13 protein-coding genes are annotated in these 16,512 nt (G+C 68.4%); 5 read left to right on the forward strand and 8 right to left on the reverse strand.

The features are described 5' to 3' along the window. Window positions 1-35 precede the first annotated feature (35 nt). Window positions 36-1,244 (forward strand): glycosyltransferase, encoded by a 1,209-nt coding sequence (locus AC3ENQ_RS03915; RefSeq protein WP_431801920.1) that lies wholly within the window; start codon window positions 36-38, stop codon window positions 1,242-1,244. On the opposite strand, the gene AC3ENQ_RS03920 is transcribed toward AC3ENQ_RS03915, so the two are convergent. Genes AC3ENQ_RS03920 through AC3ENQ_RS03945 form a run of 6 tightly spaced genes read right to left on the reverse strand, consistent with a single transcriptional unit; the run spans window position 1,172 to window position 7,332 of the window. Further along, window positions 1,172-2,164 carry a glycosyltransferase family 2 protein gene (locus tag AC3ENQ_RS03920; protein ID WP_431801922.1) on the reverse strand — a complete coding sequence of 331 codons (993 nt, stop codon included), beginning with the start codon at window positions 2,162-2,164 and terminating at the stop codon, window positions 1,172-1,174. The two genes, AC3ENQ_RS03915 and AC3ENQ_RS03920, sit on opposite strands and share 73 nt — an antisense overlap. Window positions 2,165-2,181: 17 nt before the next feature. Further along, window positions 2,182-3,117 (reverse strand): glycosyltransferase, encoded by a 936-nt coding sequence (locus AC3ENQ_RS03925; RefSeq protein ID WP_431801924.1) that lies wholly within the window; start codon window positions 3,115-3,117, stop codon window positions 2,182-2,184. Beyond that, window positions 3,114-3,989 (reverse strand): SGNH/GDSL hydrolase family protein, encoded by an 876-nt coding sequence (locus tag AC3ENQ_RS03930; protein ID WP_431801926.1) that lies wholly within the window; start codon window positions 3,987-3,989, stop codon window positions 3,114-3,116. The genes AC3ENQ_RS03925 and AC3ENQ_RS03930 overlap by 4 nt, the downstream gene beginning before the upstream one ends. Further along, window positions 3,986-4,837, reverse strand: a complete 852-nt coding sequence (locus AC3ENQ_RS03935; protein ID WP_431801928.1) for a glycosyltransferase family 2 protein — start codon at window positions 4,835-4,837, stop codon at window positions 3,986-3,988. The genes AC3ENQ_RS03930 and AC3ENQ_RS03935 overlap by 4 nt, the downstream gene beginning before the upstream one ends. Further along, window positions 4,834-6,411: an O-antigen ligase family protein gene (locus AC3ENQ_RS03940; protein ID WP_431801930.1), complete on the reverse strand. Its 1,578-nt coding sequence runs from the start codon at window positions 6,409-6,411 to the stop codon at window positions 4,834-4,836. Before AC3ENQ_RS03940 ends, AC3ENQ_RS03935 begins: the two co-directional genes overlap by 4 nt. A 30-nt stretch (window positions 6,412-6,441) precedes the next feature. Next, on the reverse strand, window positions 6,442-7,332 hold the full coding sequence (locus AC3ENQ_RS03945) for a hypothetical protein (protein WP_431801932.1): 891 nt from the start codon (window positions 7,330-7,332) through the stop codon (window positions 6,442-6,444). A gap of 246 nt (window positions 7,333-7,578) precedes the next feature. Between AC3ENQ_RS03945 and AC3ENQ_RS03950 the strand changes: the two genes are divergently transcribed. From AC3ENQ_RS03950 to AC3ENQ_RS03965, 4 genes are all read left to right on the forward strand, one after another. Continuing rightward, window positions 7,579-8,802: a glycosyltransferase family 4 protein gene (locus AC3ENQ_RS03950; protein WP_431801933.1), complete on the forward strand. Its 1,224-nt coding sequence runs from the start codon at window positions 7,579-7,581 to the stop codon at window positions 8,800-8,802. Continuing rightward, window positions 8,799-11,060 carry a glycosyltransferase gene (locus AC3ENQ_RS03955; protein WP_431801935.1) on the forward strand — a complete coding sequence of 754 codons (2,262 nt, stop codon included), beginning with the start codon at window positions 8,799-8,801 and terminating at the stop codon, window positions 11,058-11,060. The genes AC3ENQ_RS03950 and AC3ENQ_RS03955 overlap by 4 nt, the downstream gene beginning before the upstream one ends. After that, window positions 11,060-11,584 (forward strand): acyltransferase, encoded by a 525-nt coding sequence (locus tag AC3ENQ_RS03960; protein ID WP_431801937.1) that lies wholly within the window; start codon window positions 11,060-11,062, stop codon window positions 11,582-11,584. Before AC3ENQ_RS03955 ends, AC3ENQ_RS03960 begins: the two co-directional genes overlap by 1 nt. An 84-nt stretch (window positions 11,585-11,668) precedes the next feature. Beyond that, on the forward strand, window positions 11,669-13,117 hold the full coding sequence (locus AC3ENQ_RS03965) for a S8 family serine peptidase (RefSeq protein WP_431801939.1): 1,449 nt from the start codon (window positions 11,669-11,671) through the stop codon (window positions 13,115-13,117). A gap of 1 nt (window position 13,118) precedes the next feature. On the opposite strand, the gene AC3ENQ_RS03970 is transcribed toward AC3ENQ_RS03965, so the two are convergent. Then, window positions 13,119-14,741: a lipopolysaccharide biosynthesis protein gene (locus AC3ENQ_RS03970; protein ID WP_431801941.1), complete on the reverse strand. Its 1,623-nt coding sequence runs from the start codon at window positions 14,739-14,741 to the stop codon at window positions 13,119-13,121. Beyond that, window positions 14,650-15,933 carry a hypothetical protein gene (locus AC3ENQ_RS03975; RefSeq protein ID WP_431801943.1) on the reverse strand — a complete coding sequence of 428 codons (1,284 nt, stop codon included), beginning with the start codon at window positions 15,931-15,933 and terminating at the stop codon, window positions 14,650-14,652. Before AC3ENQ_RS03975 ends, AC3ENQ_RS03970 begins: the two co-directional genes overlap by 92 nt. Between the last annotated feature and the right edge of the window lie 579 nt (window positions 15,934-16,512).

Genomic DNA, 16,512 nt, shown 5'->3' on the forward strand with positions numbered 1-16,512 from the left:
GGGTGCGTACGTGCAGCACACGGATGGGGGCGGACATGACAGGTCTGATCGTGCAGGAGTGGATCGAACGGTCGGGTGGGGCTGAGCAGGTCCTCGACGCCCTGCGCATCGCGTTGCCCGACTCTCGGTTGTTCGCGCTGTGGTGCGACGACGATGAAAGGTTCGCCCCCGACACGGTGGCGGAGTCGTGGATGGCGAGGACGACGCTGCGTCGTCACAAAGCGCTCGCGTTGCCGCTCATGTCGTCGACCTGGAAGCGGGCGCGGGTGGATTTCGAGCCGGACTGGGTGCTCACGAGCACGTATGTCTTCGCCCACCACTGCCGATTCGGCGCCGTGGACGGCTCCACGCCCAAGTTCTCGTATGTGCACACGCCGGCCCGCTACCTGTGGGAGCCGTCGTTGGACGGTCGCGGAGCGGGGGCGCTGATGTCGGCCCCGCGTTCGGTGCTGCGCGCGGTCGACCGCGCAGCGGCGCGCGACGCGGGCGATCTCGCGGCGAACAGCGAGTTCGTCCGCCGGCGGATCATCCGCGCCTGGGAGCGGGACGCGCGGGTGATCTACCCTCCCGTGGATGCCGCGGGGATCGTCGAGGGCGGCGAGTGGCGCGACAGGCTCACGGAGCAGGAGCAGGACATTCTGGAGTCGTTGCCCGAGCGCGGCTTCCTCATGGCGGCCTCTCGTCTCGTGCCCTACAAGAGGCACGACGCGGTGATCGGAATGGGACGACGCATCGGTGTACCGGTCGTGCTGGCGGGCACCGGCCCCGAAGCGGCCAGGCTCCAGGCCCTCGCCGCGGAGTCGACGGTCCCGGTGCACATGCTCGGGTTCGTCTCGGATGCGATGATGCGAGCACTCTTCCAACGGGCGCTGGTGTTCGTGTTCCCTCCCGTGGAGGACTTCGGGATCATCCCGGTCGAGGCGATGGCGGCAGGATGCCCCGTGATCGTCAACCGGATCGGCGGCGCGGCCGAGTCGGTGCTCGACGGCGTGACGGGCTTCCACGTCGACATCGACGACCCTGTCGCTGTGGCGTCGGCGGTGGATCGTGCGGGGTCGCTCGATGCGGGCGACGCGCGTCGTCGGGCGCTCAGCTTCGATACGGCACGTTTCCTCGAGGACGTGAGTCGATGGATCCTCGGACCGGCTGAAGCGGGCCGGGCGGCCGCTGCTCAGGCCGGCGCGACGCTCACGTCGTCCGCCCGCGACGAGTCGCCGAAGATCGCGGCGCGGGCGGCGGGGTAGCCCGGTGCCCAGTCGCGGCGACCTCGCCAGACCGCGCCCCAGGGTCGGTGCCCCCGCAGCGTAGCCATCTCCAACGCCGCGCGTGCGGCGACACCGGTGTGCAGAAGTGCTCGCCCGACGGCGGCGCGGCGCGGCGACCAGGTCTTGTTGAGGTAGGTCACCTTGCCCGCCATGACCATCGCCCCCTTGGTCGTGCTCGTGGACGATCCGCCGACGGTGTGGACGATCGTCGCCGGCGGGTACACGATGCAGGTCATGCCATGGGCGCGCGCGCGCATGCTGAGTTCGGCATCCTCTCCGTAGAGGAAGAAGTCTTCGTCCATTCCGCCGATGGCCCGGAAATCGTTCAGGGCCATGAGAAGAAGGCATCCCGTGATGATCGGCACTTCGCGGATCGTGTCGCGTGGCCAGGTCCCGAGGGACTCCGGGTCGAAGAGGCGCGATTGCCGGAACAGTGTCGACAGCAGCAGGGCGAACGCGGTCAGCGACCACAGGCTCGGCGCGCCCCAGCACGATGACGGCTCGACGCCGCCGTCGGGCCGCACGGTGCGGCCTCCGAAGACCCCATACTGCGGGTTGGCGCGTGCGAAGCGCACGAGGGCGGGAAGGCTCCCCTCGAGCATGGTCGTGTCGGGATTGAGCAGCAGCACATAGTCGCCTCGCGCCCGCTCCACGCCGACGTTGACCGCTCGGGCGAACCCGAGATTCTCGCCCGCGTCGACGATGTCGATGACAGAGGGGTCGGGGAGTGTGCTGCGCAGATCCTCGAGACCTTCGACCGACCCGTCTTCGCTGCCGTTGTCGACGACGATGATCTGCGCTGACACGTCGCCCCGCTCGCGCAGGACCGACTTCACGGCGTCGACGGTCTGGTCGCGCGTGTTGTAGTTCACCATCACGATGCTGACATCGGTCGACATGGTCGGTGCGCGCTCCTTCAGAGAGTGACGGCGGCGAGGTCGGTGCTGCGCACGGCGCGGTGCCGGCGGGCGAGTTCGAGCGTCTCGCGCGAAAGTTCCTCGGGGTCGCAGACGATCGCGAGGCCGCGTTCGGCGAGGAAGTCGGCGAGGTCCCGCTGATGCGCATCGACGTGTTCGCCGTGCTCAACGGATCGAGGAGAGAGGATGGGGATCTTCCCGGCCTGCAGCGCAGCGAGTGCTGTTCCGGTGCCGGCGTGGCCGATGACGACGTCGGCGGCCACGAGCGCGTCGGCCAGGTCTGCGGACGGCACCGACTTCACGGTCTCGAACAGGAGGCCGGTCGGGTCGGTCGAGCCGATCTGCCACAGCACGTCGGCGTCTGAGGGAATGGCGGCCGCGGCGGCGTCGACCAGACGGCGGAACCCGAAGTCGCCGTTCCCGCCGACGGTCACGACGACGCGACAGATCTCACTGTCGGCGGCGGGTGCGTCTTCGGCGCGGAATCCGTCGAAGACCGACAGTGCATACGCCCAGCGGTCGTTCACGGCGTGCGGGTACTGCACGAACCGCCGCACCCACGGCACGCGCTCCATGATCTTGCCGGTCGTGGAGATGCCCGTCACGCGCGTCGCGCTCTCGATGTAGGTGAACGGGATGCGCCGGGGGGATGCCGGCAGCAGCGCGGACAGGGCGATCTGGGCACCGGTGCTGATGACGGCATGGATGTCGTGATCGCGGAGGATCCTAGAGGCGACGTGGGTGTCACGAAGCACGCCGGCATAGTCCCGCGGTGGTCGCGTGGGCACGTGGTAGACCCGTTCTCCGTCGAGAAGCGATCGGCTCTGCGCCGTGTCGTTGGTCAACCAGACGACGTCGTCGTCGACGATGCGCCCGGAGAGCATCTTCAATTGCGTGAGGTGGCCTCCGGAGATCGCCACGAGCAGAGTGGTCATGGTGCTGCCTCCTCGAGTGCGGTCCAGGCCATCTGAGCGATCGCCTTCTGACCGAGCGCGGACGGGTGGAAGTAGTCCACGGACGAGATCTCGTCGCGTTCGAACGGGTACGTGTAGAGCGCCCCGCCGTCGGTCGTGCACGAGAGCTCCGAAGTGCACACGTCGGCGATGACGCTGTTGAGCTCCTGATTGCGCATCGTCACGGCCGCGCGACGCTCCTCGGCGGCGGGGCTCATGTCGTTGGCATCGCCGAGGAGGTTGCGGCACGAGGGGCTCGAGTTCCACACGTCGCGCGCCTTCGGATCTTCGTGGCCGATCTCCCACAGCCGATGCAGGTCGGGGATGGAGAGCGCGAGGATCCGTGCATCGGGTGCGCCGTCGTGCACCCGGGCCACCAGCTCGCTGTACTCCGCACGGAATGTGTCGACCGGCGTCATCGAGTCGAGATCACCCTTGCACACGTCGTTGCCGCCGAGGAGCACGAGCACGAGGTCGGGCTGGGACCCGATGACTTCATCGACGCGGACGTCGAGCGCGTCTGCGACCGTCCCGCCGTCTTTGGCACGGTTGTTGACCTTCGGAGCGTCGCCGGTCACGGAGGCGACGCGCAGCGCGACGGAGGCGACCGACGGGTCGTCGCCCGACGCCCAAGACGCCGCGCCGCAGCGGCCCACCTCGCCGCAGGCGTTTACCCCGAGCGAGACGGAGTCGCCGAGCACGCCGATCACGTCGATGTCGTCGGCGCCGGCGCTCGGCATGCCCGACAGGTCGACGGAGGAGCGCGGCGCCGGTGCGGACGTGCACCCGCCGAGCGCTGCGGCGAGCACGATCGCGGTGGCGATCGTGACTCGCGGCGACGTGCGGAGGGTCATGCCGTTACCCGTGACGTCTCGTCGCGGTTCCACGCCTGGCGGTCCCCGCGTGCCATCGTGCGGGCGGCGATGATGTTCGGCGCCGTCCAGGTCACGCAGTAGACGAGGAAGGCCGGCCAAAGCCAGGGACGAGCGCCCACACGAAGCAGCAGTGACCCGCGACCCGCAGCGCGCGCGGGTGGTGCGGTGTGAAGCTCGGCGGCAAGCTCGCGGTTGCCGCGCGCGATGCGGACGGAACGGCGCAGGTGAGCGCGGATGCTTCTCGCGCTGCGGACGGTGAAGGCGTGGTCTTCGAGGGTCAGGCGTTCATCGGGAGAGAAGAGCTGCTGCACGAAGCGGTCATCGGCGATGACATCCGGCCAGTGCCCGAAGCGGGCGCGACCGTCCTGCGAGAGCGCGTAGACACCCGACCCGATGTGTCCCCGCAGCCGGTAGTCGGTGAGCTCCCACACCCGATAGTGCTGGCGCACAGCCCACGATGCCCGGCTCGTGTCGACGATCAGTCGCGGTGAGGCGACATCGACGCCGTCGCCGAGCAGCGCATCGCACAGCGCGAGCAGAGTGTCGACGTCGATCGACACATCGGCGTCGAGGTAGACGCGGGGAAACGCGACGGCGGTCGCGTCCCCGGCTTCGAGAGCGGCGATCTTCGATGCGGTCTCGATCTCCACGACCGTGACCCCGTTGTGCTGACGCGCCCGCGAAGCGGTGTCGTCACGGCATCCGTTCGCCACGACGACGACCTCGAGAAGTGCGCTGCGGACGTCGCCGGAGAGCACGTCGAGAAGGCGGTCGATGACGGCCCCCTCATCGTGTGCGGGGATGACGACCGATCCGCGGAGGGTCATGACGCTCCCGCTGTCGTCGGCGCCACGGTCGCCGTAGCTTCAACCGTGCGCGTGCTGGCCGTACGCCGGGGCGTCTCCGTGAGCACCCACCCGCCGACCGCGAGCAGCATCATGTGCATGAGGAACGACTGGAAGAAGCCGAACGCGTCGAAGAAGAACAGCGAGGCCGAATAGCCGGCGATCGCGACGGCGACCGCGACCGCGAGCATCGCGTGGCGCCGCTCGGCCGCGCGGCGGAGGGCGAAGAAGAGCAGCATGACGACCGGCGCCAGCATGAACACCGCGAACCCGGCGACTCCCAGTGCGCCGGCCTCCATCAGGACGCCGAGCACTTGGTTGTCGAGGATGAACGAGTTCGCATCGTCGCCGGTGACGATGCGACTGCCGAACCCCAGGCCGAAGAACGGATTCTGGGCGACTTCCGCCATGGCGGGTTCGAGGTCGGCGAGTCGGCCAGCGCCGCGCATGCCTGCCGAGGTGTACTGCGAGGCCACGAGCTCGTCGACGTTCAGGAACGACAAGAGCATCGAGTCGAGCTGCGCCGGCACGACCGCGCCTGCGAGGACGAGCAGGGGCACCGCCGCAACGAGAGAGGTGAGAGCGACGCGCGGGACGAAGATGAGCCCGAGCAGGAACATCACGCCGAGAACGACGACGGCGGTGCGTGAGATGGCTGCCACGATTCCGCCGAAGACGAGGATCGTGCCGACGGTGTAGACGATGCGCCGATTCATCGGGTTGCGCGGGTAGAGCGCGTATTTGGCGAGGTAGATCAGGATCGGGATGAACATGCACAGCAGCACCGCGAGGGCGATGGGATGCTGCGCCGAACCGTAGGCACGGTTGACGCCGGCCCGCGTCGCCTCGCCCCCGTCGCGCAGCATCATGAGCGGCAGGAACTCCGACAGACGCCAGAACACGTTCACCCGTGTCACGCGCTCGATGACGGCGAAGAACGCGACGATCATCGCGCACCACGACAGGAGCGTGAGGAAGGTGATCGTCGTGCGCTCGGAGGTGAGCAGTTGGCGCACCGTGAACCACACGCTCACGAGCGTGCCGAGCTGGACGAAGGCGGAAAGCGACGTGGTGGCGAGACCCGCCTCGACCAGTCGTGTCCCGTTCGCGATGAACGAAACGACCAGCGTCGCGACGAAGATGCCGAGGGGCCACCCGAAGGCCACCGGCCTCCAACGGCGCCGCGGGTTGACGAGGAAAGCGCCGGCCAGGCAGATGATCGCGATGAAGATCATGACGCGGTAGGGCTCGAGCGCGAAGCCGATGTTGATCGGCAACGCGTAGCGCCGCGCCGGGATGAACATGATGCTGACCGCGAGCAGGAAGAGGAGAGCGGGCCAGGTGAAGAGGATGCGGCGGCTGAGGAACACCGCCGAGAGCCCCAGGAGCAGTGCACCCGGAATGAGCGGAGGCAGGAAGATGACCGCGACGAGGACGAGGGCGGCGAGGAGGAGAGCGGCGGCGATGATCCAGCCGCGTCGTGGCGGCGCGGGTTGTCCGCCGTTCTTCGTCGTCGCGCGCTCGTCCCGACGCGGGACGGTGGCGTCGATGGTCATGTCCGTGGCCTGGTCGGCTCGACCGGGGCTTCAGTTCTCGTCGTGGGTACCGGCGGTGACGAGTTCTCCGCGCTCGCGCCGCGTCGACCGGGTGCGCTCGCCACCGGGCTCTTCGTCGGTCGCGGCGTCGTCCGTCGGTACGTCCTCGACGGCGTCGATCGACGTGCCGGTGGTGTCGGTTTCGCCTGCCGCACCGGCGGTGTCGTCGGCAGCCCGTCGCTTGCGGGCGCCCGAACGGATCCCCGCGACGACGAATGCCAGGACGACGAAGGCGAGGAAGACGCCGAAAAAGGTCACGACGACCGGGATGGCGGGGTTCGAGCCGTCGCCTTCGACCGCCTTGCCCTCGGCGAGCGGCTCGACCGAGGTTCGCTGGTTCTCCGCGATCTGCTGCGAGTCCTGTTGCTCGACGAGGTAGGACTGGAACGCGGTCGCGGCGGCGCGAGAGATCTCCTCCGCGCGTTCGGGCGTTGCGGCGATGCCGACGGCCTCGAGCACCGGGAGCTCGTAACGACCCGGGAACCGCTCGTCACCGGCGGGCTGCGTGGTCCGGCGGAGCGCGGTGATCGACTCGGTGTCCTCGTCGAGAGGCCCGACGGACGCCTCGACCTCGCTGCGGATCTCGTCGCCGGTGATCATGTAGGCGTAGAGCAGTGCCGACTGGGCGAGGTCGGCGTTCACCGGTGGTGTGCCGCCTTCGGGGACGGTCTCCGCCTGGGTCTCCGATTGATACATCGACTGGGTCGGACTGGTGACGAGCATCGTCGTCGCGGCCGAGTAGGTCTTCGCAGTGCGAGAGACCACCTGCCCGTCTTGGATCTGGAAGCCGGCGAAGAACGCAGCCGCCGCGGCGACGACGGCGCCGAAGAGGAGCAGCCACTTGTAGGCCCAGAGAGTCTGAAGGTACTTCGGTGTTTCCATGGTGCAGTTCCCCTTGCTGCTCGATCCGCGATGAATCACGCGGACTCTGCCCACACACCGTCGGGCGGATGAACGGCGCTCCATCCCCCGATGAAGAACCGTCTGAACATCGTCGCGTCGCAGTATTAACGGCGCATCCTTCGAATGTTGCGCTCGTGTAAAGAGTCGGCGACATTCGCGGCATCCGGTTGTGTCGTCTCACGCGCGACCCGCACAGTGGTGACCAGAGTCAACAGGGAGCAGCCCATGACCGTCATTCCTTCTGGGGAGGGGGGTGAGAGTCTGACTATCGCGTACAGCTTCCCGCACGTCTTGGGGGCACCCGGCATCGGGTGGACGGCGTGGAACCAGATCACGGAGCTCATCGCCGGCGGGCACCGCGTGCACGTCATCGCGGCGAGCACGGCGCGCCCCGTCCCGGGGGCGGCGTCGGTGACGACGACGCTCACCGTGCGCGGTCGCCGCATTCCTCATCGTGTCTTCGGTCGAGATCGTGCGCTCGCTCTGCACGACGCGCGTACCGCGCGGTGGCTCACGCGTCGCGCCGTGCGCGAGTCCGTCGATGTCGTCCACGCGTGGCCGCTCGCCGCCGAGCGGACGTTCGCGGCGGCGCACCGTGCCGGGCTGGCCGCCGTGCGCGAAGTGCCCAACACGCATACGGCCCACGCGTACGATGTTGTGGCTCGCGAGTACGCCGCGCTCGGGATGGAGATGCCCGAAAGCGACAGTCACACGGCGAACGGCCGTCGGCTGCGCCGGGAAGAGCGCGAGTGGGCGAGCGCGACCGGGCTACTCGTGCCGTCCGAAGCCGTCGCCGACACGTTCCGTGCGCGGGGGTTCGACGATGCCCGGCTGCTGCGCCACCGCTACGGGTCAAATGCCGCACCGCACCGGCGGGAAGATGCGGAGCGACCTTTCACCGTCGTCTTCCTGGGTCGCGTCCAGCCGCGCAAGGGACTTCATCACGCGCTGCGGGCCTGGCAGGCGTCATCGGCCAGTAGGCACGGGCGCCTGCTCGTCTACGGGCGCATGGATGGGCGCTACCGTGACGCACTGGGGTCGCTTCTCGATCTGCCGGGGGTCGAGGTGCGCGGAAGCACCGACGACTCGATGCAGGTTCTCGCCGAGGCCGACGCGTTGGTGCTGCCCTCAGTGGAAGAGGGTAGTGCGCTCGTGACCTACGAGGCACAGGTCGCCGGGTGCATCCCACTGGTGTCGACCGCCGCGGGCGCGGTCATCAGCGAGGGTCGTACCGGTTTGTCACACGAGGCGGGCGACGTCGCCACGCTCACCGCGCACCTCGACCTCCTCGCGGGCGACCCGGCTTTGCGTGCTCGAATGCGGGCGGCTGTGCTGGATGCCGCGAGCGAGCTCACCTGGGCGGCCGCCGCGCGCGAACTCGTCCACGCGTACCGGCTCGCGATCGCCCGTTCGGGTGCGGCGGCGGCTCGGTGTGAGGATGGGCCGTGATCCGCGGTGAGGACGTGACATTGATCGTCTGCACGCGCGAGAGGCCTGAGATGCTGCGCGATGCGCTCGCCTCGTTCTTGGAGCATTCTCCCGAAGGGCTGGAGATTCTGGTCGTCGATTCTGCATCGACGACGTCGAAGACGCTGGAGGTCGCCGACGAGGCGGGTGTCCGGGCGGTGCGCACCGACATCAAGGGCCTCTCGATCGCTCGCAACGTCGGGCTCGCGACGGCTCGCCGGCCGATCGTGGTCTACAGCGACGATGATTGTCGTGCGCTCCCGGGCTGGCTCGATGCGGCCCTGGCGCACTTCGACGACGAGCGGGTCGCCGCGGTGACGGGTGCCATGCTCCACGAGGCGTCGGACACCGCAGCGCGACAGGTGCGTTCGCCCAAGCGCTACACGAAAACCCTCGAGGGGCTCGACGCCGGTCACGGAGCGGTCATGGCGTTTCGTCGCGATGTGGTCGAGGGGCTCGGCGGCTTCGATCCGGTGATGGGGGCGGGACGATACCTGGCCGGGGCGGAGGACCTTGACATCTTCTGCCGCATTCTCGACGACGGAAGGGCGATCGTCTACGACGCCGAGTTCGCGATCGACCATGCCCACACGCGTGAAGACGACGCGTACACGGTCCTGCACCGCGGTTACGGCCTGGGGCTGGGAGCGTTGGCCGACAAGTGGCTGCGACTTCGGCCCACGGTGGGTCTGATGATGTCGGCCGTCATCGTGAAGCGGACCGTCGTACGGGCGGTGCGCAACCGGAGCAACGTGCGTCGTCGCGACGCCGACCTCGCTCTGCTGGGGGGTTTCTGGTCGGGACTCTTCGCCACTGCGGGAATGCGCCGCGCAGGGCGGGTCTTCGTCGACGCTCGGCCGCCGCAGCCCATCACGCTCGACTCGCCCCCGCCTTCCGCCGAGATCGTGGACGATCCCATCAGGGGAGGTCTCGCGGCGTCGGCGAAGGCGGAGCTGATCAGCTCGCTCGACGAGAAGTACCTCGTCAACGACGTGGTCTTCGCAGCGATGTGCGCTGCGGGGACGATGATCGTCGACGGGGCGTCGCTGCGCGGTGCGGACGGCGGGCTGGATCGAACAGCGATCCGTCGTCTGTTCGAGGGCGCGAGCTGGTTCGCGCCCGCGCTCCGTCAGCGGCTCGTGTCGACGCCGCTGGGGGTGACGACGCCGGCGTGGGTGCCGGTGTCACATCTCGACATGAGCCGTCATGTGCGTTTCGCGGACGGCATCGTCGCCGACGATCCCGAACTGGTCGATGCGCTGACGGGACGTTCCTCGCCTCCCCTCGACCGTTCGCGACCGCTCTGGGACGCGGAGTTCGTGGAGCTCGACTCGGGGCGTGTCGCGATCGTCTTCCGGTACCACCACGTCGTCGGCGATGCGTTGTTCGGCTTGCGGATCGGCGACGTGCTCGCCGGCCCCACTCCCCTGGGGGAGCCGCTGGTTCCCGGGCCCGAGGAGCTCCGCGTGCTGGGAGTGCCGCCGCGCGGAGGCATCCATGTGCTGTGGCTCGCCTTCGCGTCGTGGCGGGCGCTGCACCCCTCGCTCCCGGAGATGGGGGCGGCGTACTGGCGGAAGTCCTTCCGCATGCGGCTCCGGCGGTGGGCGGGACGCGCGATCCGGCCGGTGAAGAACGCCCGTATCCGTCGATCCGACGCGGTCGCGCGTGCGATGACGGGGCGCTCGTCGCAGTATGCGGTGGTCGACTTCGCCGCCGCGACAAAACGCGCGTTCCGCCTCGGTGGCACGGTGAACGATCTCACCGTCGCGGCGACACTGCACGGGGTGGCGGCGCAGCGCGTCGGGCCGACGACGGTGTCGCTGCTCGTGCCGATCTCGCGACGGCGAGCCGGCGACACGACGACCCGCAACGACATCAGCGTCGTCAAGGTCACGGTCCCCGCCGACGCTTCGCTGGAAGAAATGGTGCCGCTCGTGAGGGTGCAGGTGCAGGAGGCGGTGGATGCCGGGGGGTCGATCGTGGTGGGCGAGGCGGATTGGGTCGGATACGCGACGTACGTGACGTGGGGGCGCGATCAGCGCTTCGTCGGCACAGCCTCCGTCGAAACAGTGACGGGATGGCCCGCGGGTGACCCGAAGGATGAGGTCGCGGTGCTTGCGTGCTCGTATCGCCGAGACCTCGTGGTGAGCGTGACGGTGGGCGAGGGTCTGGATCGGCGCCTGCTGATGTCGTCGATCGTCGACGCGTTCGCGGGGCAGCCGATTCTGAGGGATGCCTGATGGGCGCTGTCGGTGTGCTCCGGAGCATCCTCGATCCGAGGACCGTGCTGCACGGCATCCGGCTGGCGCACTTCTCGTTCTATTCGTTTGTGGGACAGGTTCCGCGGCTGACACGGGGTGCGAACGTCTCGATGGCGCCGAACGTGTCGTTCCGCAATGCGGATCGCATCAGTATCGGCGCGGGCACGCATATCGGCGAGTTCAGCGTGATCTGGGCGGGCAACTCCACCGGTCGAGTGATCATCGGCGACCACTGCCTGTTCGCGCCGCATGTGACGCTGACGGCGTCGAACTACGGCATCGTCCGGTCGGCAACGCCGATCATGGATCAGCCGAAGGTCGAGCGCGACATCGTTATCGGTGACGGGGCATGGCTGGGGGCGAATGTTGTCGTGCTGGCGGGAGTGACCGTGGGCGAGGGGGCGGTGATCGCCGCGGGGGCGGTGGTCACGAAGGACGTACCGGCGTTCGCGATCGCGGGCGGTGTGCCTGCGCGGGTGATCGGGGAGAGACCCGAGCAGTAGTCATGCGGTGTGCGCGGGGGCGCGCAACGCGGAAGTGTCCGTCGGGGGTCGACGGCGAAGTACACCATCTCTGAGGGGACGTTTATGGGTGTGAAGGTTCGGCGACGTCAGATCGCCGGTATGGTCGCGTGCACTGCGGTGGTCGCGATGTTTTTGGGGGCAGGTGCCGCGTCGGCGGCCACGCAACCGCAGCAGCTGATCGCTCCGGTGCGCACGGTGGAGGCTGACCTTCCTCCCTCGTCGGTGCTGCAAGCGGGGGCATGGGGCGGGCCCGCCGTCGCGATCATCGACTCGGGCGTGAGCCTGCACGATGATCTCAACGTCGCCGGTCAGGTCAACTGCACCGCGTCGGGCGACGGGCAGGATCCGAACGGCCACGGCACGGCGGTCGCCGGGCAGATGGCCGCGATCAACGACGACAACGGGATCGTGGGCATCGCGCCCGGGGCGCCGATCTACTCGATCCGCGTGTTCGACGCCAAGCTCAACGGCAGCGTCTCGAACATCTCGTGCGCGTTGCAGTGGGTGCTCGACAATCACGCCCGGTACGACATCAAGGTCGTGAACATGAGCATGCAGTACGAGCAGGCCGATGACGGCAACTGCGGCATCTCCAACAACGACGTGGTGCACCAAAAGATCTGCGCGATCGTCGCGCGGGGCGTGACGGTCGTCGCGGCCGCGGGCAACTCGCGCACCGACATGGCCGGCTTCGCGCCGGGAACATACGACGAGGTGCTGTCGGCGACGAACTTCGCCGACTTCGACGGTGCTCCCGGCGGGCGCGGGTCGCCGACATGCTCGGAGTCGGGGATGCCTGCGGACGACAGCTACAACCCGCGCAGTAACTACGCGGTCTCCGCGGCCGACATCGCCCACACGGTGGCGGCGCCAGGCACCTGTCCGGTCACGACGAAGAAGGGCAATCGCTATGGTCTGGTGGCTTCGGGCACGAGCCTGTCGGCGGCGGTGACGAGCGGAGTCGTGTTGCAGTGCTACCGGGTGGGAACGTGCGCGGGCAAGACGCCGGCGGAGGTGATCGCGATCATCCGCGATCAGGCCGAGTCGGCGGCGCAGTTGCGTGGCAAGACGTTTGCTGGTGACCCGACGCGGCCCGTCGCAGGACGGTTCTATGGCTACGGGGTGTCGACGGTACCCACGACTCCAACTCCCACGCCCACGCCGACTCTCACGCCCACGCCGACTCCGACTCCGACTCTCACGCCGACGCCGTTACCCACCCCGGACACCGTGCCGCCGTCGGTCTCCTTCGTGAACCTCGTCGACGGTCAGAAGGTCTCGGGAAGCATGGTCGTGCGGGTGGTCGCGACCGACGACGTCGGAGTGAAGGGTGTGACGCTGTGGTCGGGAACGGCGAAGCTCGCGACGATGAAGCTCTCGGGCTCCGAGTGGACGGCGACGCTCAACTCGCGCTCGTTCGCCAACGGCGTCTATCCGATCGAGGCTCGGGCGACGGACGCGGCCGGTAACACCGGTCGCAGCACGATCGTGAACGTGACGGTCGCCAACTGAGTCAGTCGACGTCGCTGCCGACGCGGGGCCCGGGGACGATCTCCGGGCCCTTCGTCGGTGGTTTGCGCATCTGACGCACGAAGCCGAAGATCGTCTGGAAGTCGCGGCGGTAGGCGGGGATGAGCAGCAGCGGCAGGATCGTGGCCGCGCCGGCGGCGCCGCCGATGAGCAACTCGAGGATGTCGGGCAGTCCGCTCCAGAACCGGGTCGCGGCAAAGGCGGCCCCGAACGCGAGGAGCGCGAAGACGAACGGTCGCAACACCGGGTAGATGATGTCGCTCGGGCGCACGAACGTGCCCCGGATGGCGAACGCGAAACCGGGGATCAGCAGTAGTGCCGAGAGCACGCCGTAGACGAGCGCAAGGCCGTAGATGCCGTTCCACTGGACGCCGATGAAGAAGCCGACCACGACGAGCGGGCGGGCGACGAGGTCGTAGACGAGCTGCTGGTGCGACCGGCCCATGGTGATGAACAGCCAGCCACGGACCTTCCCGATTCCCTGGGCGATACCCGCGATCGACAGGATGCTGAAGATCACGGCGGCCTGGTCCCACCCCTTGCCGAGGAGGAGGGCGAACAGCGGCTGAGCGACGGTCGCGAGGATCGCGTAGGTGGGGAGAGTCAGGTATCCGATGACTAGGAGTGCGCCGCGGATGTATCGGCGGTACCGATCTGCGTCGTCTTGCAGTTTACTCAGCACCGGCAGGGCGACACGGCCGATGGGTCCGTTGAGTTGCTGAAGCGGCATGAGGAACATCGCATAGGCGCGGGAGTACTGACCCAGGGTGGCGGCGCCGAGCTGCTGGCCGACGATGACGGTGTCCGCGTTGCGCTCGATGTAATTGAGGAGTTCGGCGCCGAAGATGCTCCCGCCCCGCCCGACGAGGGGCAGGACCTCGCGGTCGATGCGGGGCCACCCCGGCCGGGGGTGTACAGCGGCCCAGAGCATGACGAATCGGACGACGAGGCCGGTGCCGACCATCGCGATGAGCGCCCAGTATCCCCAACCGAGCAGGCCCGCGACGATCGCGACGACGACGCTGACCACCATCGATACGACATCGACGCGGGCGAGGAGACCGAAGCGGAGCTCTCGTGTCGCGCGGGCCTGGAGGGGCATGGTGAGACCGTTGACGATGAGGCTCGGCGCGATGACGAGGGTGATCAGCACGAGGCGGGGTTCGTCGTACATCGCCGCGATGAGCGGGGCGCAGGCGGCGAGGATGCCGCCGAGGGCGATGCCGAGCGCCAAGGCCAGCCAGAACAGACTCCGCCAGGCGCGTTCGCTGATCTCACGCGCTTGGATGATCGCCCCGGTGAGGCCGAAGTCGCGGACGAGATCGAGGATGCCGGAGATCGCGGTGACCATCGCCACGAGGCCGAAGTCATCGGGGGTGAGCAGGCGCCCGAGCAGCATGATCGCCGCCATCTGAATGATGGTCTTCGACCACATGCCGCCCATAGTGACGGCGATGCCCCGCGAGGCGCGGTGCGCGAGGCTGGGAGGTGAAGTCTGGTGTTCCGTGGTCACGTCATTTCCAGATCGCGGCGAGGTACGCATCCGTGGGTGTGGGCGTGAGCCGGTCGAACTCCGCCGCCGCCCAACGCGACATTGCGGGATCATAGATCCACCCGTCGCCGGTGGTCGTGTTCCGTTCGAGCGCCCCAGAGCTCGACACGCGGGTGTTCGTGACTTGTCCCCATTCTGAGCGGTAGAGCGAGCCGAACAGGTACGAGTCGGTCGCGAAGAGCTGGCCCGGCTCACCGACGCCGTTGATCGCCTGGTCCATCGTCGGTGTCTGAGCGCCGTCGGGAACGGGGTAGCGGGCACGGATCGCGGTGGCCTGCGAGGTGATGATGCTGTGGTCGATGGTGAGGAAGGGCGTGCCGGTGTTCGGGTCGTCGTCGCGTGCGCCGCCGATCTGGAGGGCGCAGTTGAGGGATCCGAAGAACGTGGTGTCGCGGATGGTGAGCCCGCGGTACCAGCCGGTGCCGTACATCTGGAGGGTGTCGACGTGGTCGGTCGCGCCGTCGGGCCGGAAGACGGGGGCGGAGTAGCACCCCTCCCAGATGCAGTCGATGATGGTGCTTCCTCGGCCTGCCGCATAGCCGAGGGGATCAGAGATGTCGGCTTTGGCGTCGGACATGACGATCTCATAGGCACCGCACTCGCGCACCTCGGATTCGTAGGACGCGGCCATGCGCAGGCCCTTGGCCATCTTGGATTGTGCCCAGGCTGTGCGCGAGCAGTTGGTGAGGAGGATGTCGTCGCCGTCGATGCGCGCGAAGGTGACGCCTGTGACGTCGCGCAGGCGTGCCGGTCCGTCGATGGTCACCGTTCCCCAGCCGTCGCGAGGGGAGACGAGGATGTTGCGTGTCGCGTTCGTCGGCCCGACCTTTTCCAGGACGGCGGGCGAGCCCGACGACGAGCCGCGGCCAGAGAGCGTTCCGGGCTTGATCCGGATGTGCACGCCGGAATCGGCTTGCGCCGCGTTGACGGCGGCGATTGCGCGCTGAATCTGGGTCCAATCGCAGGCGACGTCAACGGTACGCACCGAGCGATCGCCGATCCAGCGCGTGTGTGCGGGCCAGTGCGTGCCGTTGGGCCCGTAGGACGCGACGCGCGCCCTCGTCGTCGATGCCGCGGTGCCCGTCGAGACTGGGGCTGGGGTTCGTGGCTCGGTGGTCGGCGGCGGGGCGCCCCTGGTTGGGGTGGGGGAACAGAACGTGAGGATGCTGGCGGGTGCGACCACGGCGGCGAGGGAAAGGAAATTGCGACGAGTGGTGACCGCGGAGGTGATGCGTTTGTCGGTCATGGCTGCTCCCTTCGGGGCCTGCCCTTTCAGGATGCCGCGCACGAGTGGCTCTCATGCCCTTTTCCGGCTGAATGCAACACACTGTTCACAGGGTGGCAATAACCGGCCGCAGGGCGGCGTCAGCCGGAAATCGCGGCGTGGCGCGTCGCAAACCTCTTCGGAGATCGCGGCGATGTCGCGTCGCTCCTCGTTTCTTGACGCGGCCGGTGTCTGATTCGGGATAGTGTGAAGATATCGCGCTACCCGAGCGTGATGTCCGAGCGTCGTCCCCGATCACCCCCCTGGTCACCCGGCGCTCGATGACCCCCGGTCGTGTCCCCACACGCCGGCTCGGTGCCCGCCGACCCCCCGCGTGCGGGCACCTGCCGAGGGGCCGAACCCGATTCGGCCCCTCGGTCTTCTTCCTCCGCCGCGACGCTGCGGACGGTGGCGCGGATGCCGGACGGTTTGGCCGAGGCATCCGACTGCGGTAGGCTTGCTCTTTGGTGTGCGGCTCTGCTGATCCGGCACCACGAACGTGAGCCCTCCACTGGCGTGTTCGCGTGATATCGATACACCGCCGACGGCGGCACTCGATCA

Source organism: Microbacterium sp. bgisy203, assembly GCF_057706945.1.